Here is a 25,514-nt window from a genome sequence, read left to right on the forward strand (position 1 = left end):
CATATATGTCAACGGAAGGAATTCAAATTTCTCTGCCTGAGGTAGCGAATACTGCCGGAACGATCCGATCCATTAATGAAAATCTCAGCGCCAGACTGGACGAAATTAAAATGGAGATGAACGCACTTGCCTCCACCTGGCAAAGTGATGCGAGCAATACCATTCGTGAGAAATTTAGAGGAATGGAACCCCGCTTTGAGGAATATAAGAACGTCATTATCTCCTATGCTACTTTCTTGGATACAACAGTAAAAGGATATGAAGATACGGAAAACGCGATAAAAAACAATGCGAGCCAATTCAAATAACAGCTTCTGAAGCAAGGGTAATGGACAATGTCCGTTGCCCTTATTAGCACTGAACCAGGGATAGGAGAAGGAATATGTTGACTAACGGAGAGATTCTTGGAGGAAGATATCTGGTAGAAGAGCTTATTGCCAGAGGTGGCATGGGTGCTGTATACCGGGTACGGGATACCAGATTGAATCGTAAGATTTGGGCGGTTAAGGAAATCATTATCGATTCTGAAACCGATGGCAGCAGCTTTCTGGAAGAAATACGGATTCTCAGCAATCTGTCCCACCCGTACATCCTGAAGATAGCGGATTATTTTGAGCCGGATGCTGAAGGAAGAAGTTATCTGGTGATGGAATATGTGAACGGGCACACGATTGAAGAGATATATGGGGATAACAAGACGCCGATAACGGTGCAGCGCGCGCTTAAATATGCCGTGCAGCTGTGCGAGATTCTGAATTACTTACATGAACAGCCTAAACCGGTGATTTTTCGTGACCTAAAGCCTTCAAATATTATGGTGGATGAATACGACAATTTGAAGCTGATCGACTTCGGAATCGCAAGGACTTTCAAGAAGGGACAGTTAAAGGATACGGTTGCATTAGGTACACTGGTGTTTGCAGCACCGGAGCAATTGGAAAATGGGCAGACGGATTTCCGGACCGACTTGTATTCAATGGGTGCCACTCTTTACTTCATGCTCACAGGTGGAAAATATTATTCTTCCGTTCACTCTACCTTTGCGCTCATTTCTCCTGAGGTTCCATTAGAATATGTGAATCTGCTCAAAAAATTACTTGAAACGCAACCGGATCAAAGGGTTCAAAGTACGCGCGAAGTGAAAAAACAATTAGAAAACATCTCTAAATTAATGATCGGTAAAACACCGGTCGTTGAACCGACGGTTATGATCAATAATCAGGATGGGGCTTCACCAATGACTGGAGATTTAACCGGGGGATTAGTCCCCAGGGAAAAATATACAGTACAGGCTACGCAAAGCACTCCGGCATTGATTATTTACCTCATTGATGTTAGTGCTTCAATGGGGTTGGAAATGAATAATGTCAGAAGAATAGATTTGGTGAAAAAAGCATTGGTTTCTACCATAAAGCAAATGGTCTACCGCTCCACTAAGGGTAGCCGGATTGCAGCACGTTATCGGATCGCTATTCTTCCTTACAGTGACGAGGTAGACGATTTGCTGGGAGGCATCAAGGCGATCGATCAAATTGCCAGGACGGCGACGCTGCCAGAGCTTACACCGATGCGATTTACGGATACAGCACTTGCGTTTCAAAGAGCTGAGGAATTGCTTCTGGAACAGTTGCCCCTTATGCAGAAGTGTCCGGCTCCATTGATTTGCCACATGACTGACGGTGTGCATACCGGGGAGGATCCCGAACCGGTGGCCAAACGGATCATGGAGATGAGTGTGCCTGATGGGAATGTGCTTATTGAGAACATTTTTATTAATGATCATTTTCTTGAAGAGCCTGTTAACGACCCGCGGAACTGGAAGGGGATTCTGCCCGGAATGAATCTGAAGGATGACTATGCGCTGAAACTCAGAAACATGTCTTCTGCACTTCCGGAAAGCTACCGTAAGATGATGACTGAATTCTCTTATACTCTGCAGAGCGGAGCTCTGATGATGCTGCCTGGCAGCAGTCACGAAATGGTGTCTTTAGGCTTCCAGATATCTGCGTCTACTCCGATACGATAGGACAGTGATGCTAGAGATGAGATTATTTCAGATTGACCAACGATTGGAATATCCTCTGTCGTCACTGCAAGCAGGACTGTTTTCCATACGCTGCACCTATGCCCGTTCCAGAGAGTCACGGCAGGGAGATGATATGGGGCAGGACTATATAACCTATAGAGTAACGGATGACAGCATCCTGTTCTGTGTATGTGATGGGGTCAGCCAGTCCTTTTACGGAAATTTAGCAGCAAAATACCTAGGGGATTCTCTGCTGCAATTCATGTCTGAATCCGATTGTTTTAATTCTGCGGACAGCGAAGTTGTAAAGTACAAGTTATCTTCAGGCTTGCAGCAAATGACCGCCCCGGCTACAAATATGATCAACCATTATGAACTCCCTTCGCATATTGGCGGCCTCTTCCGTGAAGTACTGGAGGAGAAACGCTTGAAGGGCAGCGAGACAACATTTGTATGCGGGAAGATTAGCTACACGGCTGACAGTAACAAGGGTCAGATCACCGTAGCCTGGCTGGGAGATACAGCTATTCGTCTCTTCGATCATGGAACTGAGATTCCAGGCTTAGTAAGCGGATTTTCCCAATGGAACCGTTGGTCGACTTGTCATGGTGTTATGGGAGAAGGACCTTCTATTCTGTCTATGGATCTTGCAAAAGGTTCCGGTAGACCGAATTGTATACAAGTATTCACGGACGGACTAATGGGGTACAGGAATTGGAAAAGGTATCCGGAAAACGCGGAACTTCGACAGATGATCGAAACGTCGTATAACCATGTTGCCAGTGATGATGTTTCTTTTTTGGAAATTCGCTGGAATTAATTGTTGGTTAGTTCTAACCATTTGAGTAGGGCTGCCAAATAAGTTGAGAAAATAAACTATACATAAGTAAAACGGACATTTGTGGTGATCGTCCTTTATTTAAGTATAATACAAAATATGGTAAGCGGGATTCTGATAATATACTTTTAATCTGGATGTGGTCCATAGAATGAAGCCCTAAGAGCAAGATGGCCAGCAATAAAGCTTTGATGCTCCGCAGGGGCCGGATACGAAACGGGACAGCTCCGCCTCTGCCATCGCCGCCTGCGGCCTGCTGGAGATAGCCGGACAGATGGATGCGGGCGATCCGGAGCGCCAGTTTTTCCTGGACGCTGCGGAAGCATCAGTGAAGTCACTGGCAGAGCATTATTCCACTCGGGGTGCCGAGGAAGCGGAAGGTCTGCTGAAGCATGGTTCGTACTCCGTCAGAGGTGGCGAGTCCCCGGATGACTACACCATCTGGGGCGATTATTACTATCTTGAAGCATTGATGCGGCTGGAGCGGGGCATTCCGGGATACTGGTACGAGCGGTAGCCCGGAAGCAAGCTTGCTCTTTCAAGCTGGAGAAGCATAAGCAAGAGCACCTGGATGGGTGCTCTTTGTGCTTTTAGAGCAGAAGCCTCCACTGAAAAAACTACCTGCTGGCGAAACGCCTTTCTCTTCGTGTGATCAGAAAATGTGTACTGTAAATTGTCCTTATCGTTCTCGCTGAAACGAATCTCATCCTTGTAAGGGCGACGCAGTTGTTTCTACTTGGTGCAATTCACGCCGCTCCTTACTCTTCAGTCGTGCAGTTTGCGCCTGTTTAGCTGTGAGCGCCGGTACCGCCGCAGTGCCCCCGTCCATTTCCGGAAGTTGCTTCCAGTAGCGTTTGGGCATCAGGGAGGAACGCAGCCGGTCGTTGCGGCGCTCCTGAATACCGATGGCAGTATAGAACTTCTTCCATAGGCGGCGATAGGCCTCCTCAGCCGCATCCGGCTCCGGGGGTATCCATTCCTGCAGTGGAATAATGGCCTCTTGCCCGGGCTGATGGATCAGTGCCATGCTATGGGTCTTGTCATAGATCATGAAGCTTTCGCCCTGAAACCGGTCGCAGAAATGCTCCTGAATGACAGGGAGCACGTAGTTGCGGGGTTCAATCACCGCTGCCATGACCGGACCGTAAACGGAAAACCGCACAAAGCCGAGAAAGAGATGCCCTTCCCGCCGCAGATGCTGTACCGCCTTCTGCAAGGCGTTCACGGTATCATCGGCAAGCATGTCCATAACCTTGCGGCCATGCGTGAAGCCGAGATACAGAAAGTTCAGCAGCAGCAGTTCCTTGTCTGGCGTACATGTCCAGAATCCTAAACGGACAAGCTCTTCGGCCTCAGGACAGATGCGCAGAGGTATGGAGCGCAGCACCCGGCCTGCTTTGGCGTTGTCGGTCTCAATCCATTTGGATTCCAGCAGCATGCCTTGCCCTTCACCCTCCGAATGTATGGTGAGCGGAGTTTCTTTCCATTGGTAGCTCTCGAACACGCAGCATAGCAGGCCCTCAAAGCTGCCGTCATAGGTATAGGCCAGAGCGGCCGTCTTGAACATCAGGAGGATTCTCCTTTCCTCAGTTCTGCCGCTCCCGCTGCAGGCAAGGCTGCCAAATACGTGTCATCGAACAGGGAAAGCTGCTCGTACTGCGGCTGTAGAAACGGGGACAGCTCTTGGCCGGACATGAGTGAACGAAGCAGGGTATGCTCGCCGACTTTTAACCCCTCCAGCATTTTTCCCTTACAGGTAATGAAAAATTGAGCGCGCTTCAGCACGACACCGAGCTTCTTCAGCGCGTAAAAATCCAATGTCCCCGCCCGCCGGGCTTTTACAATCCGCTGAGCACTCCTTACGCCGATGCCCGGTACACGCAACAGCGTTTCGTACGGCACGCGGTTGATTTCGACCGGGAACTGCTCGCGGTGATTGATGGCCCAGCTGCATTTGGGATCAAGCAGCGGATTGAAATTGGGCGCTGCTTCATCCAGCAGCTCCTTGGCCTGAAAGCCATAGAAGCGCAGCAGCCAGTCAGCCTGATAGAGCCGGTGTTCCCGCAGGAGCGGCGGTTTGGTGTCCAGGGAAGGCAGCAGCGAATGCTCTACCACGGGGGTGTAGGCAGAGTAAAAGATACGCTTTAGCCCATACTTCCGGTACAACCCTTCCGTGAGGTTAAGAATCTGGTAATCGGTGTCCGGTGTTGCGCCAACGATCATTTGTGTACTCTGCCCGGCCGGTGCGAAGCGGGGAGCATGGTTGTATTTGACAATGTCTGAAGAATTCTCATTTATCTTCTCTTTAATAAGGGCCATCGGTTTCAGAATGGACTGTTTGCTCTTATCTGGTGCAAGCCGGCCAAGACTCTCCTTAGAGGGCAGTTCGATGTTAACGCTCATGCGGTCGGCGAGCAGGCCGAGTCTGGACAGCAATATATCATCTGCACCGGGAATCGCCTTCACATGGATATAGCCCCCGAAGTGATGGACATTCCGCAGCAGCTCCAGAGCGGCAATCAGCTGCTCGGTTGTATAATCGGGGTTACGCATAATGCCGGAGCTGAGAAACAGGCCTTCTATGTAATTGCGGCGGTAGAACTGCATGGTGAGGTCTGCGATTTCCTCCGGTGTAAATGCAGCCCGGCGTGTCTGGTTCGATTTGCGGTTGATACAATAGGCGCAATCATAAACACAGCTGTTCGTCATGAGCACCTTCAACAGTGAAATGCAGCGGCCGTCTGCCGCAAAGCTGTGGCAGATGCCCATACTGACGGCATTGCCCATACCTCCGGCCTGACTTTTGCGGTCCGATCCGCTTGAGGTACAGGCCACATCATATTTGGCCGAAGCGGTTAAAATTTCGAGTTTATCCATGATATCCACGTTCATATCCCCCTCACTTGGGAAAAGTATAACCCGAACAAGTGTTCTTGTCAAAATCAAACAAATACATAAAAATACACATATAAGGGTGTCCTTTCGTGTCAGCGCATATGCGTCGCAGCGCCGTGCAACAAAGACGCAGGATTTTGCAAGAAAACGCAATACTATAGTTTTAGCAAGGTTTTGCTTATAAGATTAGTTGTGAAAGGAGGATGCAGCATTGAACGTTATATTTGAAGCCGATTCAGCATTAGACCGGGGTGTCGCCAAAGTAAGTACCCATCCTGCGGAAAAGGAACATTGGGGGAATATTAAAGAGGCTATTCATACTGCAGAGAAAAAGCTTGTAGTGATTAACGCGAAAAATGACCGCCATGTTCAAATCGGGTGGAGTACGGTTGCTGTAATTGAAGCGGAAGACCGCATGTGCAGCGTACGTGTAATTACCGGAGAAAGGTATTTGCTCAATAAACGGTTGAAATATGTCGATGAAAGTCTGGATTCAGCCCTTTTTATGAAAATCAATAATCAAACCATTATCAATACGGGCTATATTAAAGAGTTTTCATCCACTGGCAACGCAAGGATTCAAGTGGTGCTCACGGATCATTCCAGTTACTTTGTCAGCCGCTATTACATTAAACAATTCAGGGGGAGATATCATGATTAGCCAGTTCAAGCATTCTTTTTTTCAAGTATTTACGGTGACATCCTTATGGGTAACGTTACTGTTAACGGTGTTTTATAGGGACCAACCGATCAGTATGGTATACCTGTGGCATGTTGCGGGGATTGCTGCAATATCGGCCGTATTATTTGGAATAATGTACGATGCCCTATGGAATCATTTCACCTTAAAGCCGTTCTGGAATATTCTGATTTCCTCCATTATTACGATAGCGGGCGGAATGCTGATTGTCTGGTTATTTTCACAAGATATGTTTCACGTTATTCTGCCCTGGTGGCCCGGAATGCTGTTATTGTCGGTTGTAATGCACACCATAGCTTTTTATTTCTACGCTAGAATAGACAGCCGGAAAAGAGTGGAAGAGCTGAACAAGATACTGAAATAGGCTGCAGCGGGGCGGGGGCTAAAAGTGTTATTCCCAAGGAATCAGTTACTCCTGGCTCTGCAACCCTAGCCAAAATGTATGCGCATTCCTACTTATGCTATAATAGCATCTAATAGTAGATTAGATTGATGGTTTAGGCTGAGTGGGTTTGCCGATTTGTGAAAATTAGGTCAGGGGTGTTGCAGGGATGAGAGGATATAACATTTGGCGTCCGTTGATGCTGATATTGGTTGCGCTGCTTACGAGAAGTGTGGTTACGAACCTGTGCCTTCTGTTTGGCATGGACAATGATTCGGCGACCAGCGTCGGCATGATCGGCGCGATTATAGCTGCGTTTGTGATGTATAACCGGATGACGAAACAACGGCGTAAAAAATAAAAATCAGGCCGCCGGGGACCTTGTCCCTTGGTGCTTTTCCTAAACACCCGCTCCTGGAGCGGGTGTTTAGGAATGTCTGGTGGATGAACAAGCCGAATATTCACAATATTAAATGATGAAACTTTGCTTTTATAGAAGCTGAGCTTGTATATTAATATTAAGTTGTTGAAATTAGTATAGAGATGACAATAGGGAGAGAATACATTGAGCACACAAAGTTTTGGAGTTCCATTAGAAGGGTTTGCTGAATTCAGCAGAGTCGCCGCCGCAGAAGGTGCAGTGCTGTTAAAGAATGAAGGGCAAGTTCTTCCGCTTCAGGCAAGCGACAACGTTGCCATTTTTGGCAGAACCCAGGTGAATTATTATCGCAGCGGAACCGGTTCGGGCGGCAGTGTCCATGTTTCACATACAACCAACCTGCTGGATGGTCTCCGGAATAAACAGAACATTTCCATTAACCAGCCATTGGCAGCTGTATATGAAACGTGGATTGAGAGCAACCCGTTTGATAATGGCGGCGGGGGCTGGGCTGCAGAGCCGTGGCACCAGAAGGAGATGCCTTTAACCGATGAACTGGTGTCAGAGGCAAGAGCTAAATCCAATAAAGCTATCGTAGTGATCGGACGTACGGCCGGGGAAGACCAGGATAATGCCAACGAGCCGGGAAGCTACCAGTTAAATGATGAAGAAAAAGCGATGTTGAAGCAGGTGACGGCCTATTTTGAGCAAACCGTCGTGGTGCTGAATGTCTCCAATATTATCGATATGAGCTGGTTGAACGATGAAGGTTATGCGCACCCCATCCCTTGTGTGATTTATGCTTGGCAGGGCGGTATGGAGGGCGGCAATGCGATTGCCGATGTGCTGGCCGGAGAAGTGACACCCAGCGGTAAATTAACCGATACGATTGCTTATTCCATCGAGGATTATCCCTCGACCCGTAATTACGGCAATGAACTCAAGAACTTCTATCAGGAAGATATTTATGTGGGCTATCGTTATTTTGAGACGTTTTGCCCGGAGCGGGTTCAATTTGAATTTGGATATGGTCTATCGTATACCCGGTTTGAAGTGAAGCCGGAAGAAGCCAAAGTGATCACCAAGGATGGAGAAGCCTACATTGCTATTGAAGTGAACGTATCGAATACGGGAACTGCCTTTGCGGGAAAAGAGGTCGTTCAGGTCTATTATGAAGCGCCCCAAGGCAAGCTGGGCCAGCCGGCCAAAGCTTTGGCTGCCTTCGTGAAGACACAACTTCTCCAGCCGGGTGAATCGCAGCGTCTGACTGTAAGCTTCCCTGTTCATTCGATGGCCTCTTACGATGACGCCGGGGTGACTGGTCATGCTTCTGCTTACGTGCTGGAAGCCGGGACATACCGCCTTTACGTAGGAACCAGTGTTAAAGCGCTGGCCGAAGTTGGCGTGGAAGGACAGAGCGGTTACAGCGTGGAAGCTCTTCAGGTTGTGGAGCAGCTGCAAGAGGCGCTGGCGCCGACAGAGAGCTTTACAAGAATGCACCCGGGAGCCCGCAAAGCAGACGGCTCTTATGAACTTGCCTATGCAGAGGTGCCAAAACAAAAGGTTTCTATGGCAGAACGCATTCAGAGCAATCTCCCTGAAACCTTGGCGCAAACCGGTAATCAAGGATATAAACTAAGAGATGTCCATGAAGGAAAGGTTAGCATGGAGGCGTTCATCGCCCAGCTTAGCGACCAGGATCTGGCGGCGATTGTCAGAGGCGAAGGCATGAGCAGTCCGCTCGTTACACCGGGTACGGCTTCGGCTTTCGGTGGGGTAAGTGATCAGCTGTTCAGTTATGGAATTCCGGTTGGCTGTACCGCAGACGGCCCGTCAGGCATTCGCATGGACAGCGGGCAGAAGGCGACACAGGTTGCCATTGGAACCTTGCTGGCAGCAACCTGGAATGCTGAATTGGTTGAAGAGCTGTACGTCATGGAAGGCCGGGAGCTGTTAAGCAACAGTGTAGATGCCTTGCTGGGACCGGGTCTGAATATTCGCCGCAGTCCATTGAACGGGCGCAATTTTGAGTATTTTTCGGAAGATCCGCTGATTTCAGGGGTTTTTGCTGCAGCCTGCACCCGCGGGATTATGAAAGGCGGATCGAACGCTACACTGAAGCATTTCGCCTGCAACAATCAGGAGAAGTACCGCAGTAAGGTGGATGCGATTGTGTCCGAACGGGCGCTCCGCGAGATTTATCTGAAAGGTTTTGAAATCGCGGTAAAACAGGGCGGAGCCAATTCGGTTATGACCTCCTATAATCCGGTGAACGGGCATTGGGCGGCATCTAACTATGATTTGAATACAACGGTTCTTCGCGGAGAATGGGGCTTCAAGGGCATCGTGATGACCGACTGGTGGGCGATCATGAACGATGTCGTGGATGGGGGTCCTGCTGACCGGAGGAACACAAACTGGATGGTCCGTGCACAGAATGACCTGTATATGGTCGTCAGCAACTATGGTGCGGAAACCAATGTCTGGGGAGACAACACGATTGAATCCCTGGACAATGGCACCCTGACCCGTGGAGAGCTGCAGCGCAGCGCTATCAATATTTGTGAGTTTCTGATGCAGGCACCCGTGTTCTCCAGAGAACAAGTGATTGCAGAAACGGTTGATGTCTTCAAGGCGAATCCGGCTCTTCCCGCTGGGCAAGCACAAACTGTAGCTGACAATGCAGTGGTTCAAACGGCTGCAACCGGTTCGACCTTCATAAAAGTTGACCAAGCGGGTGTATACCGGATCTTTGCAAGCGTCATGTCTCCGGATACAGAACTTGCCCAGAGTGCAAGCAATATGACTCTAAACGATCAAGTGGTGACGACTATTCAAACCAATGGAACGGACGGCAGATGGATCACGCTAAAGCTCGTGAAGATTGAGCTGGAAGCAGGCCTCTATGAAATGAAGTTTGATTTCGTCAAACCAGGCATGCAGATTAACGCGATCGAATTCAAACAAGTGTAAATGCTGCAAAGAAACTAACCATATGAAGTACAGGAGAGTGCCCCTAGGGGTGCTCTCTTTTTGTTGATTCCTGAATAATATAATGGCACTTTGATAATGAGGGATTTATCCGTCTAATTCTAGTCTGAAATCTTTAAAATCATTATTATTCTTCAGCCCAGCGGATTGTTTATGGATGTCCTGTTATGCATACATTGGGGAATGACAGCAAATAGTATACTCAGGAGAGGAGGCTAATCATGCTAAAACACTGGATAAAAAATGTGTTGAGACCAGCGAAAGGTTCCAGCCAAGATGCGGAAAAATCCAAACATCAGGCCTTAAACGAGCCTATAAATGCTTCATTAGCCAGTACCCTATGCACACTTAAAAATAGACTGGGTCAAAGCCCTGACTTTACCATCCGGGAATTTTCCGATAATCCTGAGCACACCGGGCCTCTTGCCGTTTGTTATATTGAAGGGCTAATCGACCCAGGTCTGTTATCCGATCTTATTGAAAGCTTAGTTAAAGAAATAGCCCATACATCCTCTAACCGGTTAGAAGAACATCTTGCAGCTTCTTTATTAAAAAAAACACTGCCTGCAGGAAATATTCAAATGATTGATTCGCAAAATCAGATCTATCAAGCTGTCCTTACAGGCAGTGCCGTCATTATAATAGATGGTTTACAATCTGCTCTGGCTGTCTCCATTGCCGGCGGGGTCAGACGGGCCGTGGAAGAACCCACTTCGCAAGGGGTGATCCGGGGGCCGAAAGAGGGTTTTACAGAGGATATCTCAGTCAATATCACTCTGATCAGAAGGAAGCTGCGGACACCTGATCTTAAGTTTGACAGCCACATTATCGGACAATATTCGCAAACCATTGTCATTGTAACCTACATAGAAGGAATTGCCGATCCCGGTGTGGTTCAGGAGATCACTAAGCGGCTTCAGACCATTGATACAGATAGTATCCTTGAAAGTGGCTATATCGAAGAATTCATTCAAGATGCGCCGCTTACTCCCTTTCCTACAATGTTAAATTCAGAACGCCCGGACACCGTTGCTGGAAGCCTTTTAGATGGACAAGTAGCGGTTTTGGTGGATGGGACACCGTTCGCATTAATTGCCCCGGTAACTTTTTATAATTTTTTTCAGACAGCCGAAGATTATTACCAGCGCTACGACATTTCATCTTTTTTGCGGGTGATCCGTCTGTTATCATTCCTGGTTTCCTTGCTGCTTCCTTCCTTGTTCATTGCCTTGACAACGTTCCATCAAGAAATGATTCCCACCATCCTGTTAGTAACTCTGGCCGCCCAACGGGAAGGGGTTCCTTTTCCAGCTCTGTTGGAAGCCTTGCTGATGGAATTAACCTTTGAAGTGATTCGTGAAGCAGGCGTCCGGATGCCCCGTGCGATTGGTCCAGCCATATCCATAGTAGGAGCTCTGGTTATTGGCCAAGCAGCGGTAGAAGCAGGACTGGTCTCCGGCGCAATGGTAATCGTTGTCTCCTTTACTGCTATATCCAACTTTGTCATTCCATACTTCAGTATGGCAACTGCCGTACGTTTATTGCGTTTTATTCTCATGCTGCTGGCAGGAACTCTCGGTTTATTCGGAATTATGGCAGGGGTTGTTCCTATTTTAGCTCATCTGCTCTCTCTAAAATCGTTCGGTATTGACTATCTATTGCCATACAGTCCATTTTACAAGTCAAATATGAAAGATCTGCTTATTCGGGCACCCTGGTGGGCAATGAAAACAAGACCCAATATAAAATCCGGAACTAACAAAAAAAGACAGGCTCCTCACCAATATCCTGTCGGTTCGAACAACATTGTCCGCAGTGCAGACGAGCCTGAACCAAAAGCTTAAAGGAGAGATCTATGTGCACCGATGCTGGGTAGTTGCCATTTTGCTTGTTGCAGGTCTAATGCTTGCAGGGTGCGGAAACCGAATTGAAATGAACGAATTAGGAATTACAACAGCAACCGGATTTGATGGGCAGCAGGGGGACTGGACAATTACATACCAGCTCATCATTCCACCGGCAATGTCTTCCGGCGCAGGCGGATCATCCGGTGCAGGGGGATCTCAAGCCGCTGTGCATACCTTCTCGGCACATGGAAAAACCATCAGAGAGGCTGTAGCGACCAGCACCCAGGAAAATCCGCGTAAGCTGTATTTTGCACATACCAATATTCTTATCATTGGTAAACAAGCAGCAGAAACCGGAATTGAAGAAATTCTGGACACTTATTATCGTAATCCTGGAGCACGGGAAACAGTTAAAGTCTTAGTTGCCAATGGCGAAGCCAGAGATTATTTGAAGAAGCTGATCCCCCCGGAGAAGCTTCCCGGCAGAGCGTTATCCAACATCCTGCAAAAAAGTGAGCAGTTAAGTTCGTATTACCCTTCGGTATCCGTACATGAATTGGCTCTGGGCATCAGTTCCGACAGCGGCGCTGCTGGAGTTCCAGAAGTATCTATCACAGGCACTGACAGCTCAAATTTAGAGTCAGCAAATGTATTCCAACAGACCTCGGCCAGCGGCAAACTAAAAATTTCCGGGTTAAGTGTCTTCCAGAAAGCAAAAATGGTTGGAACACTGGACCAAAACGAGAGTGTGGGACTCTCCTGGCTAACCAACCGTATACATACGACCACTCTAAGCTATAAAAGTAAGGATGCCGATGTGTCCGCTTTCCTGATCCGAAAAGCAAAGGTAAAAGTTACACCGGTAAAAGGGCATGTGCATTATACGATAAAAGTCAAGGCTAAAGTGGTTGTAGGTGAGATTTTGGGGACCACTACACCTGAAGATCTTTTAAAAACGCAGAGTATTAACAAGTTGGAGCAGCAGGCAGAGAAGATTATTGGCTCGCAAATCCTGGAAGGATGGAAAGCGGTACAGCGTTTAAAAGTCGACCTTGCGGGAATCGGCAATAAAATACACCGTAAATCCCCCGAGGATTGGAAAAGTTTAAAAGAAACTTGGCCCGAGGAAATTGCTAACATGGACATTGACATCGATGTAGAAGTGAACCTGAAACGGCCCGGTTTATTTCAGGGTTCATTTAGCCGGCTGCTCGAATCCGAAGATGATTAATGACCACATAAACATAAACAGGAGATGAAATAAATGAGCCAAAGCAGTACAATTCGGGTATCGGAGCTGGTCATATGTATTTCATTATTCGAGGTTGGCAGCACAACCTTATTTTTCATGGGGGGAGAGGCTAAGCAGGATGCCTGGTTAGCCATGCTGGTAGGGGCATTGGCCGGTCTGTTCGTGCTTCTAATACACTTGAGTATTCATCATCAGGAGCCCCTTTTAGATCTGTTCCTATTGTTTCGCCGTTATATGGGGAAATATCTCGGAACATTCCTGAACCTTCTGTTTGTGGGCTATTTCGTTTATGAAGTATCACGAAATTTACGCGATCTTGGCGAAATCACTATAATGACATTGTTAAACCAGACATCGCTATGGATTATCATGCTGATCGTCATCCTTGTTGTTTCCAATACCGTCCGTTATGGATATAGAGTAATGTTTCTGATGTGCGTCATTCTTTTTCCTGTTGTGTTAGTTAGCTATGCCCTAATCAGTATTCTGATTCCTGTCACCGGCCTCTTCCACTTCCAATTTATGCTTCCAGTTTTGGAATCCGGGTGGAAGCCCGTTCTTAATGCGGCAATACCGGAGATTGTCTCTTTTCCGTTCGGACAGACTGTATTATTTCTAGTTTTTTATCCCTATGTCCATACAGGAAGAAAACTCAACAGAGCTGTGATTACCTGTTATGTCATTACGGCACTCTCACTGACATTTATTAATCAACTGAATATTTTTGTTTTGGGTCCAAAAATTGCAATATATAGCACTTTACCTCTACTGGAAACCGTGCAATTGATTGACTTTGCTGAAGTATTTGAGCGGATGGATGCGCTGTTCACCTTGCTTCTCTTTCTTGGATTAATTGTTAAAATGGCTGCCTTTTTTAATGGTGCCGTAATCGGACTCGAAAAAATAACCGGTGTTGGTTATAAAAAGTGGGTGTTGCCTGTCGCATTTCTAGTTTACGGATTGTCCTTCTTATCTCCAAATTATACCCATCATATCGTTGCAGGCAGACAAATTGTTCTAAATTACATTTTTCCAGTTTTTCAGATCATTCTACCCTTATTGCTTCTTATCATAATCCTTATCAGAAAGCGAAAAAAGCGGACAAACCGTCCAGCTCATGAGAAAAGTTGAGGATCTCTAGCGGCTGAGAAAGATAAGATATTGTTTTACAATAGATGTGCTATTACAATGTTAACTGATTAACCGTAAACTAGTAAAAAACACCTCCAGGGTGTCTTTTACTTACTCCATATGTATGAAAATAACAGCATATAAGCTTCTACGAATGCAGTCACAGTTTTGATGATACGCCAAACAGTCATTACTTCTGTACTGAGTGCTGAATAAGAATATCAGCCATCTTTTCTAAGGAATACTCATTCCCATCCGGCCTATCCTTCGAGTAACGTTTTGTTGCATCTTTCTCCTGATTTATCTTGATCGCCCCATTCATTCAGATATCCTATCTTATCACGCTCAATAAAGAACACAACATAAAAGGTCCAAAAGACACCTCCAGGGGTGTCTTTTGTTCTTTAAGGAATTATATGCTGTGCGATTACAAGTTCTCATCTTTGATGGCATCAATCACATTCTCCTGCCGTATCTTTGCGCCGGTGATTTGGTAGGCCAGTCCTACACTGCCTGCGGCAAGGATAAAGCAGCCTGCTAATTGAAGCCAGGGGATCCCGGCCAGAAAGTCCTTCCACGTAGCGGCAATTGCGTAATGCAGCATAATACCGCAGACGCCGGCCAATATCGGTATAGACAGCAGGGAGGGCAACAATCCAAAGTATAGTCCTTCCAGCCGCAGCATACGTTTCATACCCCGGGGAGACAAGCCCATACTGCGAAGGACCGCGAACTCCCGTCTTCGGGCTGAAAGGTTGCCGGACACGGTGGAAAAAGCACCTGTGATGCCTATACAGCCGAGCAGGATGGCAAAGCCGCCGACCAGAAGCTCGATGGAACGGATGGCGTCCCGGTTGCTTTCCTCCCGGCTGAGCAGAGTGGTAATGCTCCAATCTTCAGGTGGCAGGTATTGATTCAGGATCTCACCGGCCTGCTGCCGGGCCACAGCCAGCTGTTCCCGGGGAATGTTCATCTTAAAGGTAATACTCTGGTAATCCAGCGCCCGCTCCATGCTGAGTTTCTGAACAATACTCTCATAAGTGTCCATCGGCACGATCACTACCAGATCCAAGGGATAGTGATGCTGGTCGAGCGCCGGATATTGGCCGGTCACGGCACCGATTGTAAGCTTATACTGCCCACCCGTACGCGGCTGGTCAGGGAAATGATCTTCTTCTACAATCATTGAATCGCCAGCGGCAAGCTGAAGATATTCCGTTTCCGGGATGTTGTACTTTTCGATAAAAGAGGGAATATTGCCGCTGGTCCGGTTAACTACTATAGCCTTGGACTGGGCCTGATCAGCAAACAGGGCTGCGTCTACCCCAATCCGGGCACAGTAAGCGGCAAAGGAGGCGCTATCCAGTCCTTTCAGCTCCAGAAAAATTCGCGGCTGCCCATCCTCTTGCAGCAGATTGGTAGGGAAGCTGCCGCCGGAATTACCGGGATAGTAGCTGTCCTGAAATCCACCGGCAGCGGCAAAGGCCGGATGGATTCGCTGCTTATCCCATTTAAGGGAGTGTTCAGCCCCCCGGTAAACCACCTGCTGCTGAACACCGGACAAGCCGGACAACTGCTTCATCATAGCCGGATCGGGCTGCGCCACGGTGGTCATGGACAGTTCGAAAGTGTATTGTTTCTGGGCCAGTGCCAGCTTCTGGTCGGCTATCCAGATGACCGCAAAGCTTTGAAAGCCTACGATTAGCGTAATGAACAGCGTGAGCGAGATTATCGTCGTGCGATAGGCTTTTTTGTTGGCTGCAAAGGCGCTGAACGCAAGCCCTCCCTCAGCACTTAGTCTGTTATGTAACCAGCGGTATTCGCGTGTCTTCCCCGCCTTCCTTGTAGCCGGGACATTTCGGATGGCTTCTATCGGCAGCAGTCTGGCCAACTTCCGGGCTGGCGTCCATGCGGACAATAATACGGTAGCAAAGCTTGCTGCCCCTGCTATGCCTACGATGGGCCAAGAGAATGCAATGCGTAAATGGTTGTTTGCAGAATCGGCTAACAGGGCGTCGATCGCTTTGATAATAACGGCCATTCCGGCATAACCAAGCAGCAGCCCCAGGGGGATTGCGATGCAGGCCAGTCCCAAGGCTTCATATAATACAATGCGGCGAATTTGCTTCGGCGTTGCGCCAACGCTTTTGAGAATACCCAGTTGCCTGATTTGGCTTGCCGTTGTAGCTGTAAAGGCATTGTAGATCAATATGGTGAAGAGGAGCATCACCAGCCCCATCGTCAGGAGGGCGGAGAGTGCATAGCCGGAGGTTAGGGCAATTCCGCCATGGACACCGGGCCCCTTGAGTCCGTATAAGGCCAGAAGCGGTGTGTTGTAGGTGATGGCGTAGCTTCCGGCAGCATTCGGCTTCTGGCCAATATTCCCGGCCAGCTGCGGAGCCGTTTCATAAGCATCAGAGATGTTACGTAGCCGCACGGAGACGTTAAACAGCTCTTTCGGTGAAGCCGTCTGCATATCCGCGAAGCCATAGGCAGAGTAACAGGGATAAGAGGATACGGAGGATTCATTGATCGTTCCCGTAATGATGAAGGCTTGTTCACCAGCAGGCTGAAAGATTTCACCTTGGAGCCGTGGGGCATAGTCCGCCACCTGCCTTCCATCCAGCATACGTTGCCCTATGGGAAGCTGAAGGCTGTCTCCTATTTGGTATTGGGGATTCTCGGCAAAAAACAATTTGGATACGATGATCTCGCCCTTCTTCTTTGGGATCCTGCCTTCCAGTAGTCTTCCTGTACGCGGGCTGTTCTCCCAAGCGTCAACGCTCAGCTGTACCAGATTCAGATAAGGCCGCTTTGTGCCCTCCAGCTGTAGCGACTTGTGCTGCGATTCCAGATAGACCTCATCCACCTGCGGATGGAGCTGAATATATTTCAGCTGTTCTGCCGGAACCGGTTGTCCTAAACGGGCATGCCAATTACCGCGGTCCTTAACGGTCGTATCCACCTCGTTAAGCCACTGGGAATAAAGTAGAAAACCAGAGGCGCAGAGTAAGGTGGCAGCGATCAGAATGGCCGTGAAGATGAACATTGTGCTGCGCTTGTTCGCCCTGAGATGGGAGCGGACGTAGTCTCCGATGATAGTATTCATTGCCGGATCACCTCGTCGGAAACAATGCGGCCGTCTTCCAGGGTGATAATGCGGTCCGCTTCCAGCGCAATCTTCTCGTTATGGGTAATGAGCAGAACGGTCTGATTGAATTGCTGATGGGACAATTTCAGCAGCCCGACCGTTTCCTCTGTATTTTTCCTGTCGAGGTTTCCGGTCGGTTCGTCCGCCAATAGAAGAGCAGGTCTGTAAATCAAGGAACGGGCGATAGCCACACGCTGCTGCTGCCCGCCGGACAGCTGGCCTGGCAGGTGGTGGAGCCGTGATTCCAATCCCAGGCTGCGGATAATGTCCTGCAGCCGCTGTTCATCCGGCGTTCTTCCGTCCAGAAGCATCGGCAGTACAATATTTTTCCGGACACTTAAGGCAGGAATAAGATTATAGAACTGGTAGATCAGCCCGACCTTCCTTCTGCGGAATACCGCTAATTCTTCTTCGTTCAGCTGTGCAATGTTACGGTCCTCAATCATGATCGTACCGCTGGTCGGGCGGTCTACGCCGCCCAGCAGATGCAGCAGGGTGGACTTGCCGGAACCCGAAGCGCCGATAATGGCGACGAATTCGCCTTTTTGTACCGACAGCTGAACGGAGTCAAGGGCGGTAACGAGCGATTGTCCCGAACCGTAGGCTTTCGTTAAGTTCTCACAACGTAATATTTCCATGGGTGGAGCCTCCTTTGTACGGTCCACTCTACCAGCCCCAGGTGACATTCCGGTGACGGAGGAAGATTAATGAGCATACCACTTGATGACAAAGCGGGCTCCGCCCCCCGGCCGGTTCTCCGCATGGATGCTGCCGTTCTGCCGCTGAATGATGGAATGGGCCAGCGCAAGTCCGATGCCAACGCTATCCTTGCGGGCATTGCTCCCTCTGTAAAAGCGTTTAAATATATGCGGAAGTTCTTCCGCAGGAAATCCCGCCCCGGAATCCTCCACTATAATTTGCGTGTACACGGGGTTCTGTGCGTAAGATACAGTGATGTTGCCGCCAGTTGGGGTATGCTCCGAACAGTTCATCAGAACATTGAGCAGTGCCTCCGAGCTCCAATGGTAATCTCCGCGGTAGCTGATGGCGGGGCTGGATTGAAGGGTCAAGGTTTGCCTTCTGCCGGAGAGGATATTCTCCAGAGGTTCAGCGGCGCTGGCCAGCATCGTGTACACATCCACCGGAAGCTGCTGCAGTTCCAGCGTTCCCGCATCCAGCCTGGACAACGTCAGCAAGGAGGATACCAGACGCTCCAGGCGGGTTAGCTGGCTTTGGATTTTCTCCACATATAAGGCGTCTGCGCTGTTCTGCCTGCTGTCAGCCAGTAATTCAGCCATCAAAGAGACAGAAGTCAGCGGGGTCTTGATCTGATGGGCAATATCGGACAGATTGTCGGCGAGCGATTGCCTTTCCAGCACGGCTGTCTCACGGGTATGCCGCAGCTCTACAACAGTCTTATATAATTCGTCTTCCAGGAAAGAGTATTCATCCTCACCAGTCCGGGGCAGAATTTGGTGCTGTCCCTGATTAATGGAATAGAGATAGGCTGTCAGTCCTGCGATTCTTTCCTTTCTTTTGTTTTGTAATCGATACTGAACTGCTGCAAACAGCAGAAACAGGAGCATCCACAGGCCCACACTTCCCGTGATGATCAGCAGGCGGTTCTTGTTATTAAAGGTGTGGAGGGTATACCCATAGCGGTGCAGAAGTTCGGTACCGGTCTGCAAAGCGGCGGCATTCCCGTCATGCAGTCCCTGTACTAAAGTCTGTTCCAGCTCAGGGTGGCGGCTGTAGGATGTCCCGGTGAGCTGCGCCGTTTGGGTGTATTCAGCCTGCGAGACGAGCCGGGATATGCCAATCCCCATAACCAGTCCGGCAAACAAGGCAGCGGCGAAGGCCAGAAGGAGAAACCGGCTGTACCTGCGTCTATTCATCATCCGGCTCCAGGCGGTAGCCGATGCCGCGAATCGTCTTGATGCTGGAGGAAGGGCCTAATTTCTCCCGCAGCCGCTTTATCATCACGGTCAAAGTGTTATCGTTGACAAAATCCCCGTCTGCATCCCATAATTTCTCAAGCAGCACTCTGCGGGTCAGCGTCTGATTTTTGTTCTGCAGAAGCAGCAGTAGCAGGCGGTATTCACCGGCGGTCACCGGCACCTCTGTTCCGCCGCAGAATACCTGCGTTTTGACCGGATCGAGCAGAAGTGCTCCGCAGGTGAGGCGGGCTGCCGCAGGGGCGGTGCCTCCTGTCCGGCGCAATACGGCCTGGATGCGGGAGAGTACCACACTAAGCTGAAACGGCTTAACGATATAATCATCAGCCCCCATATCCAGACCCTGCACGATATCATGCTCGTCATCCCGTACAGTCAGGAAGATTACCGGAATATCGGACATCTGTTTGACGTAAGAGCAGAACTCATAGCCGTTGCCGTCAGGAAGATTCCAGTCCAGCAGGATCAGATCATGGGGGCTGGCGGTCAGCATAGCTTTGGCGGTACTGACCCGATCGGCATGTTGTATACCAAAACCCTTTTGCAGCAGGAATACTTTAAGTCCAAAGGCAATAGTTTCGTCATCTTCAACGATTAGAATTTGTTGTTGTCTCATGTTTCTAGTATATCTATTTTAGTTTTTGGAAGGAAAGTATATCTTTAACTATATCTGCGATGATTATATTGCTGCCAATGCAGATAATATATACAAATAAGCCTCTGTTAAAAGGTAAGCCAAACCACACGATATATACTATAAACCGATGATAGGGTGAGGACGAATGAGAAAAACAATGATATTGACTCTATTGACCTGCAGTTTAGTATTTGCCGGTTGCAGTAATAATGCAGACAGCAAGGTAAATTCGGCAGAGCCGGATCAGAATGCGCAGCAAACAGCAACAGCAACAGCACCGGCTACAACGCGAGAAGCAACCCCGGCAACAACCCCGGAAGCCACACCGGAGGAAACGTCGCCTGAAACCGGGCAGGAGCCTGCCGCCGGATCGATGAAGCAGGACTACTTGAAGAAGCTGGATAAGATTGAAGAGGGGCTTACAGATTTGCAGGCTTTATCAGATGAAGGGACAACGGCGTCGATGATCGAGGCTGCGGACAAGGAGTACGGACGGTGGGATGCGGCTCTAAATGAGATTTACCAGGAGCTCAAGCGGCAGCTCCCGAAAGATGAAATGGCCAAATTAAAAGAAAAGCAATTAAAATGGATCACAGAAAGAGATGAAACGGCGGCAAAGGCAGCGGCAGAATTTGAAGGCGGAACGATGGAGCCGCTGGAATATGCAGCGACCCAGTCAGGGGTGACGAAGGAAAGATGCTATGAGCTGGTTGAGCTGTATATGAAGTGAACAGAATACTATCGCAAAAAAGACACCCCCGGGGTGTCTTTTTAAAAATATAGAATTTATATGCTTCACGTATAAATTATCCTTCTATTTCTCGCTGAAATGGATGTCATTCTTTGTTCAGCCCCTAAGCTGCTAAACCCCACCGCCCCCCCCCATCAATCCCTTAAGCCCACTCATAAACGGTCTGATCGTCTTAATCATGCTGTAGCCCATCTTCATCACCGGCATAGCTTTCTGAATCATTCCGAAGAAGCGGAGCCCGCCGCCCATCAGTCCGCCCAGGCCTCCGCCAAGCCCCCCGCCGGGTCCTCCGGCAGCGCCAGCACCCGAGCCTCCGAGCAAGGTTCCGAGCATCGGCAGAAATGCTGAGGTTGTGGCCTTTTGCGAACGGGAGGTGGAAGCTCTGCGTGGTTTATGGTTACTGCGCCGTTTGGAGAGAATCAGCGCCCCCTGATCGAGTCCGGTTATCCATCCTACATAGGTACGCCCGTCATGCAGCGTAATGCAGACCTTTCGGCCCTTCAATCGTTTTGCCTGCTTGCGCACTCTTGCTGCTGAATTGCCCATTTGCAGATCACCTCATTGTTCTATTTACTCCTATAGTACACAGAGGATTGGATACGGCTTGTGCTAGTTCCACGAGTATAGCAAAAAAAGTTGAGAAATAACCGCCTAATGAGGTAGTATAGCTATATGGTATTTATTTTTATAAACTGATTCATATTTATATTAAATAAAAGGTTAGGAGAGACCCTAATGACTAATTTCCGCGATCAAATCATTGCACATTACAAATTCGAGGATGCAGACCGTATCGCTAAAGACAGCTCTGGACAAGGGCGGGATGGAGAGGCCTTCGGCAAGGTGGCGCCGGTAATCTCCAAGGTGAGCGGCAGAGTGGCTGCAACGTTTGCCGGTGGCGATGCAGGAACCTCGTATGTCCGGCTTCCGGCGGACTTGCTTCAAGATGTAAGCGACAACACGGGGATAACCGTTGCTGCATGGGTGAACTTTGCCAAGGGCTCTAACGTATGGGAGCGGATCTTTGACTTTGGCAAAGGGGAGAAAGGGCCTTATCTGTTCCTGACACGTAATTTGCGCGGTACGTTGTCTGCCCAAGGCGATTTGGCCGTTGATCCGGGCAGAGGATTTGCCGGGGGCGAGTGGATGCATATTGCCATGTCGGTAACGGGTACGCAAGGCGGCACTTTAAGCAGTGCGGGTCCGGTGGTGTATGTGAACGGTGAAGCCGTTGCTGACGGCTCGATCAGCCAGACCTCCAGCGGCAACTATGCCCAACTGCGCAGATGGTTCGCGACCTTTACGGATTCGGACAACTACAGCAGCAATTTTATCGGCCGTTCGCAGTTTGCTGCGGATGCAGACTTTGCCGGCTCGCTCTCGGATATGCGGATTTATAAAGCGGGCTTGTCGATGGATGAGGTCATTGAGGTGATGTGCGATTCTTTGAGTAATGAAGAGATCGTAAGGCTGGCCAGAGACAAGTATCTTGCCTTCCCCACGACCATAATCACTAAGGACTTGTCACTTCCGGCTTCGCTGATGGGCGGAAAAGTTGAAGTGAGCTGGAAATCTAGCCAGCCTGCAGCGCTTCTGGATAATGGACAGGTTCAGGAAATAAGCTCTGCTGAAGCGGCAACCCTTACCGCAGTTCTGACCCGGGGGCCCGTCTCTATGGAAAAAAGCTTCGACGTCTCGGTGCTGCCGCAGGACCTGCCTCCATACACACTGACCATCCACGGAAATAAGGAAATCCTCGATGTCAGCGAGGTGATGTACGGCTTGTTCTATGAAGACATTAACAACGCAGCAGACGGCGGAATTTATGCTGAGCTGGTGCAGAACCGCTCGTTTGAATCTTTTGCTTTTGATACCTATTCCCATACTTCCGGGGAATGCGGCTGCTCCACCGGCCGGAACCGCGAGCCCTTATTCGCGTGGTCCGGAGATACCGGTAAGATGCTCCCGCAGCACAGCGGCGGACTAAATGAACATTTTGGCGTAAAGGACCCGGAAGTAAATGCTTATTATGTGACAGTGGCAGATGGTGCCGTGATTCAGAACAAAGGGTTTGCTGATTCCAACGGAAATTGTGCCATGTCCATACTAACGGGCGCGAAGTACGATTTCACAATCTGGGCGAAGGCAGAGTCAGCCGGTACAATTACGCTGCAGCTTCAGGGAGCGGACGGAGCAGCGATCAGTGATTCCGTAATCGTAAAAGTGGAGGGCGGAAACACCTGGAAGAAGTATGGAGTGGATGCCAAGCTTGTGCTGACGGGTTCGGCCACGGCTCTTGGCCAGCTGGCGCTTGCTTTTGCGGGTGAAATTTCGATCGACATGGTGTCCCTGGTTCCGCAGGATGTATGGGGAGCAGGCGAGGAAGAGCACTCCCGGTCGGCTCACGCCAACTATACGGGCAACCCGAACTACCGGCTGAGAAAAGATCTGGTGAACGCGCTTGTAGGCATGCATCCGAAATTCCTGCGTTTCCCCGGCGGGTGCATCTCTGAAGGCTCCTTTATTTGGGAGAATGTGTATGACTGGAAGGATTCCATCGGAGCGGTTGAGCTGCGCAAAGAAAATTACAACGTATGGGGCTACATGATGACTATGGGCCTCGGCTATATGGAATATTTCCAGCTGGCAGAAGACCTTAATGCAACTCCACTTCCGGTGATGGCTTGCGGCGTGCTGTGCCAGGCGCGTTCGGACTACGCCCATCCGGCCGGAGGCGAATTACGGGAGTATTACATCAAGAACTTTACCGACCTGATCGACTTCGCCATCAGCATGGACTTCGAGAACAACGAATGGGCGGCTATGCGCAGCAAGATGGGCCATGAAGCTCCGTTTGATCTGCGTTATCTGGGCGTAGGCAACGAGAACTGGGGTACAGAGTTCTTCGCCAACTTTGAAGTGTTCAAGACATCAATAGATGCCTATATGGAGCAGAACTATCCGGGGCATGAACTGCATATTATCTCCACGGTTGGCGCGCAAGCGGACGATGATGCGTACCAGCAGGGCTGGAAGTTCCTGAGCGGCAATCTCAGCGGATCGGCTGAGGTAGCTTTTGCCGACGGGCATAAAGTAATTGAAGAAACGGTAACCTGGTACGGGCAGCAGAGCAACTACATGGACACGATTGCCGATGAGCATTACTACCGCTCCAATGACTATCTGCTTGCGAATGCCGACCGGTATAATTATTACTATAGAGCGTATAACGCAGACGGCAGCATCGACTGGAAGGAAACCTCCAAGGTATTTGTCGGGGAATATGCTTCTACGGACAAAAACACACTGGCTGGCGCAGTAGCAGAGGCAGCGGTTATGACCGGATTTGAAAACAATGCGGATGTTGTTCTGCTCGCCGCTTATGCGCCGCTGTTCAACAAGGTGCTGACGGACGGGACCTACCGCTGGACACCGGACTGCATCTGGTTCGACGATGAGACGGTCTGGTTCACCCCGAACTATTATGTGCAGCAGCTGTATGCCAAATATTTGGGCAATAAAGTACTGGCAACCTCCTTCTCTACGTATAGAAACGGCAAACCGGCAGCACTCCTTCCTCATGGCGGAATTGAAGTGGCGGCAGGCAATGCTGATATTCTGGTGAAGCGCTTGACCGTAACGTCGAATAAGGATGGCTCTGTGCTGCTTGATCAGGACTTTACACAGGCGCTTAACCAGGCTTGGCAGACCATTCCCGGCTCCGCAGGGTATACCGTTCTGGATAAAGGGCTTGTGCTTAAAGCTCAGGCCAGCGGGCTGAACGGCCTTTACATCTTGAATGACAGCTGGACCGATTACAAGGTGGAGGTTGTTGCTTCGCGAATCGCGGGGGAGGACGGTTTCTACGTGGGCACAGGGCTGACTGACATTTCGCCGGAGAACAAGGATGTCCTCGAATATGCTATCAGCTATGGCGGCAACGCTACCGGTGTGAAGGTGTACAAGCAAGGCGTGGAAGCCTATACCCTGGGCGACTACTCTTCCAGCACGGCGGCAGGCAATCTTAGAGCAGCCAGCTATGAGGAGATTTCCGACAACACGGAATACACGATTACAGTGAATTACGGTGGTGAAACCGGAGAGAGCCTGATCTGTTCTTATACGGACGGCAGAGCAGCCAGCAAGGTGCTGGACTACAAGCTGGAGGCGTACAACAGAGAGATCTTCAACTCGGTTACAAAAGACGCGAAGCATGTGTATGTAAAGCTTGTGAATGCCGATGATGTAGACAAAATAACGCAGCTGCGGCTTGAAGATTTGAAGGTCGAGACAGCCGCGAAGCTGATCACCTTGACCGGCGAAGCCCAGCTTGTGCATGTGCCTAATGTAAACCAGAAGAACAATGAGCGAATCGTGCCTGACGAGCGGGAGATTACGTTGAACAGCAGCAATATTGTTCTTAATCTGCCTGCTAACTCGGTGAATGTGCTGGTGCTGGATCTTAAGGCATAAAGAAGCGTCTGCTCTGTACTATGCAGGCTTTAGCCAGTATTTGCCCACGTGATCCTCAAATAAGCTGAACAAAAGAACCTGTCGCCCAGTTCAAGGGCCACAGGTT

19 protein-coding genes and 2 pseudogenes are annotated in these 25,514 nt (G+C 49.4%); 14 read left to right on the top strand and 7 right to left on the bottom strand.

Features of this window, described 5'->3' with window-relative positions; all coding sequences use genetic code 11:
- The first annotated feature begins 5 nt into the window (after positions 1–5).
- The 5 genes and pseudogenes from NST99_RS01040 to NST99_RS01060 all read left to right on the top strand — a co-directional run.
- Positions 6–308 (top strand): pore-forming ESAT-6 family protein, encoded by a 303-nt coding sequence (locus NST99_RS01040; RefSeq protein ID WP_341089181.1) that lies wholly within the window; start codon positions 6–8, stop codon positions 306–308.
- Between the two features lie 74 nt (positions 309–382).
- Positions 383–1,120: pseudogene (locus NST99_RS01045) on the top strand (serine/threonine protein kinase); the annotation flags it as partial.
- Positions 1,121–1,237: 117 nt separating this feature from the next.
- Positions 1,238–2,026, top strand: coding sequence for a vWA domain-containing protein (locus tag NST99_RS01050; protein ID WP_341097510.1), 789 nt, complete (start codon positions 1,238–1,240; stop codon positions 2,024–2,026).
- 16 nt (positions 2,027–2,042) lie between these two features.
- The gene (locus NST99_RS01055) at positions 2,043–2,846 is read left to right on the top strand and encodes a hypothetical protein (RefSeq protein ID WP_341089182.1); all 804 of its coding nucleotides are present in this window, start codon (positions 2,043–2,045) and stop codon (positions 2,844–2,846) included.
- Between the two features lie 205 nt (positions 2,847–3,051).
- Positions 3,052–3,381 (top strand): annotated as a pseudogene (locus NST99_RS01060) (glycoside hydrolase family 88 protein); the annotation flags it as partial.
- A gap of 186 nt (positions 3,382–3,567) precedes the next feature.
- Here NST99_RS01060 and NST99_RS01065 read toward each other — a convergent pair.
- On the bottom strand, positions 3,568–4,431 hold the full coding sequence (locus NST99_RS01065) for a TIGR03915 family putative DNA repair protein (RefSeq protein ID WP_341089183.1): 864 nt from the start codon (positions 4,429–4,431) through the stop codon (positions 3,568–3,570).
- Positions 4,431–5,741, bottom strand: coding sequence for a putative DNA modification/repair radical SAM protein (locus NST99_RS01070; RefSeq protein ID WP_341097512.1), 1,311 nt, complete (start codon positions 5,739–5,741; stop codon positions 4,431–4,433). Before NST99_RS01070 ends, NST99_RS01065 begins: the two co-directional genes overlap by 1 nt.
- A 229-nt stretch (positions 5,742–5,970) precedes the next feature.
- On the opposite strand from NST99_RS01070, the gene NST99_RS01075 reads away from it, so the two are divergent.
- The 7 genes from NST99_RS01075 to NST99_RS01105 all read left to right on the top strand — a co-directional run bounded on the left by NST99_RS01075 (position 5,971) and on the right by NST99_RS01105 (position 14,441).
- The gene (locus tag NST99_RS01075) at positions 5,971–6,420 is read left to right on the top strand and encodes a LytTR family DNA-binding domain-containing protein (protein WP_341089184.1); all 450 of its coding nucleotides are present in this window, start codon (positions 5,971–5,973) and stop codon (positions 6,418–6,420) included.
- Positions 6,413–6,823 (top strand): hypothetical protein, encoded by a 411-nt coding sequence (locus NST99_RS01080; RefSeq protein WP_341089185.1) that lies wholly within the window; start codon positions 6,413–6,415, stop codon positions 6,821–6,823. Before NST99_RS01075 ends, NST99_RS01080 begins: the two co-directional genes overlap by 8 nt.
- A gap of 187 nt (positions 6,824–7,010) precedes the next feature.
- Positions 7,011–7,202 (top strand): hypothetical protein, encoded by a 192-nt coding sequence (locus tag NST99_RS01085; RefSeq protein ID WP_341089187.1) that lies wholly within the window; start codon positions 7,011–7,013, stop codon positions 7,200–7,202.
- Positions 7,203–7,406: 204 nt separating this feature from the next.
- Complete coding sequence (locus NST99_RS01090; protein WP_341089188.1) at positions 7,407–10,193, top strand: glycoside hydrolase family 3 C-terminal domain-containing protein; 2,787 nt, start codon at positions 7,407–7,409, stop codon at positions 10,191–10,193.
- Positions 10,194–10,432: 239 nt separating this feature from the next.
- A complete protein-coding gene (locus NST99_RS01095; RefSeq protein ID WP_341089189.1) occupies positions 10,433–12,055 on the top strand; it encodes a spore germination protein in 1,623 nt (540 codons plus the stop codon).
- 13 nt (positions 12,056–12,068) lie between these two features.
- Entirely contained in the window at positions 12,069–13,289 is a 1,221-nt protein-coding gene (locus NST99_RS01100) for a Ger(x)C family spore germination protein (protein ID WP_341089190.1), read from the top strand.
- 33 nt (positions 13,290–13,322) lie between these two features.
- Complete coding sequence (locus NST99_RS01105; protein WP_341089192.1) at positions 13,323–14,441, top strand: GerAB/ArcD/ProY family transporter; 1,119 nt, start codon at positions 13,323–13,325, stop codon at positions 14,439–14,441.
- Between the two features lie 427 nt (positions 14,442–14,868).
- Here the strand turns inward: NST99_RS01105 and NST99_RS01110 are convergent, their stop codons facing one another.
- From NST99_RS01110 to NST99_RS01125, 4 genes are all read right to left on the bottom strand, one after another.
- On the bottom strand, positions 14,869–17,550 hold the full coding sequence (locus NST99_RS01110) for an ABC transporter permease (protein WP_341089193.1): 2,682 nt from the start codon (positions 17,548–17,550) through the stop codon (positions 14,869–14,871).
- A complete protein-coding gene (locus NST99_RS01115) occupies positions 17,547–18,230 on the bottom strand; it encodes an ABC transporter ATP-binding protein (protein ID WP_341089194.1) in 684 nt (227 codons plus the stop codon). The genes NST99_RS01110 and NST99_RS01115 overlap by 4 nt, the downstream gene beginning before the upstream one ends.
- A 66-nt stretch (positions 18,231–18,296) precedes the next feature.
- Positions 18,297–19,487 (bottom strand): sensor histidine kinase, encoded by a 1,191-nt coding sequence (locus NST99_RS01120; protein ID WP_341089196.1) that lies wholly within the window; start codon positions 19,485–19,487, stop codon positions 18,297–18,299.
- Positions 19,480–20,163: a response regulator transcription factor gene (locus NST99_RS01125; protein WP_341089198.1), complete on the bottom strand. Its 684-nt coding sequence runs from the start codon at positions 20,161–20,163 to the stop codon at positions 19,480–19,482. The genes NST99_RS01120 and NST99_RS01125 overlap by 8 nt, the downstream gene beginning before the upstream one ends.
- 166 nt (positions 20,164–20,329) lie before the next feature.
- On the opposite strand from NST99_RS01125, the gene NST99_RS01130 reads away from it, so the two are divergent.
- Positions 20,330–20,914 carry a lysozyme inhibitor LprI family protein gene (locus NST99_RS01130; protein WP_341089200.1) on the top strand — a complete coding sequence of 195 codons (585 nt, stop codon included), beginning with the start codon at positions 20,330–20,332 and terminating at the stop codon, positions 20,912–20,914.
- A gap of 132 nt (positions 20,915–21,046) precedes the next feature.
- On the opposite strand, the gene NST99_RS01135 is transcribed toward NST99_RS01130, so the two are convergent.
- Complete coding sequence (locus NST99_RS01135; RefSeq protein WP_341089201.1) at positions 21,047–21,481, bottom strand: LSm family protein; 435 nt, start codon at positions 21,479–21,481, stop codon at positions 21,047–21,049.
- 189 nt (positions 21,482–21,670) lie between these two features.
- Between NST99_RS01135 and NST99_RS01140 the strand changes: the two genes are divergently transcribed.
- Complete coding sequence (locus NST99_RS01140; protein WP_341089203.1) at positions 21,671–25,408, top strand: alpha-L-arabinofuranosidase C-terminal domain-containing protein; 3,738 nt, start codon at positions 21,671–21,673, stop codon at positions 25,406–25,408.
- The last annotated feature ends 106 nt before the right edge of the window (positions 25,409–25,514 follow it).

Origin of the sequence: Paenibacillus sp. FSL L8-0470, assembly GCF_038008625.1 — a bacterium.
In the GTDB taxonomy this organism is placed as follows: Bacteria; Bacillota; Bacilli; order Paenibacillales; family Paenibacillaceae; genus Paenibacillus_AQ.

Bases quoted from the DNA above. Each gene is read 5' to 3' on its own strand.
- NST99_RS01040 (WP_341089181.1), top strand. From the start codon at position 6: ATGTCAACGGAAGGAATTCAAATTTCTCTGCCTGAGGTAGCGAATACT.
- NST99_RS01050 (WP_341097510.1), top strand. From the start codon at position 1,238: ATGACTGGAGATTTAACCGGGGGATTAGTCCCCAGGGAAAAATATACA.
- NST99_RS01055 (WP_341089182.1), top strand. From the start codon at position 2,043: ATGAGATTATTTCAGATTGACCAACGATTGGAATATCCTCTGTCGTCA.
- NST99_RS01065 (WP_341089183.1), bottom strand. From the start codon at position 4,431: ATGTTCAAGACGGCCGCTCTGGCCTATACCTATGACGGCAGCTTTGAG.
- NST99_RS01070 (WP_341097512.1), bottom strand. From the start codon at position 5,741: ATGGATAAACTCGAAATTTTAACCGCTTCGGCCAAATATGATGTGGCC.
- NST99_RS01080 (WP_341089185.1), top strand. From the start codon at position 6,413: ATGATTAGCCAGTTCAAGCATTCTTTTTTTCAAGTATTTACGGTGACA.
- NST99_RS01085 (WP_341089187.1), top strand. From the start codon at position 7,011: ATGAGAGGATATAACATTTGGCGTCCGTTGATGCTGATATTGGTTGCG.
- NST99_RS01095 (WP_341089189.1), top strand. From the start codon at position 10,433: ATGCTAAAACACTGGATAAAAAATGTGTTGAGACCAGCGAAAGGTTCC.
- NST99_RS01105 (WP_341089192.1), top strand. From the start codon at position 13,323: ATGAGCCAAAGCAGTACAATTCGGGTATCGGAGCTGGTCATATGTATT.
- NST99_RS01110 (WP_341089193.1), bottom strand. From the start codon at position 17,550: ATGAATACTATCATCGGAGACTACGTCCGCTCCCATCTCAGGGCGAAC.
- NST99_RS01115 (WP_341089194.1), bottom strand. From the start codon at position 18,230: ATGGAAATATTACGTTGTGAGAACTTAACGAAAGCCTACGGTTCGGGA.
- NST99_RS01120 (WP_341089196.1), bottom strand. From the start codon at position 19,487: ATGAATAGACGCAGGTACAGCCGGTTTCTCCTTCTGGCCTTCGCCGCT.
- NST99_RS01125 (WP_341089198.1), bottom strand. From the start codon at position 20,163: ATGAGACAACAACAAATTCTAATCGTTGAAGATGACGAAACTATTGCC.
- NST99_RS01130 (WP_341089200.1), top strand. From the start codon at position 20,330: ATGAGAAAAACAATGATATTGACTCTATTGACCTGCAGTTTAGTATTT.
- NST99_RS01135 (WP_341089201.1), bottom strand. From the start codon at position 21,481: ATGGGCAATTCAGCAGCAAGAGTGCGCAAGCAGGCAAAACGATTGAAG.
- NST99_RS01140 (WP_341089203.1), top strand. From the start codon at position 21,671: ATGACTAATTTCCGCGATCAAATCATTGCACATTACAAATTCGAGGAT.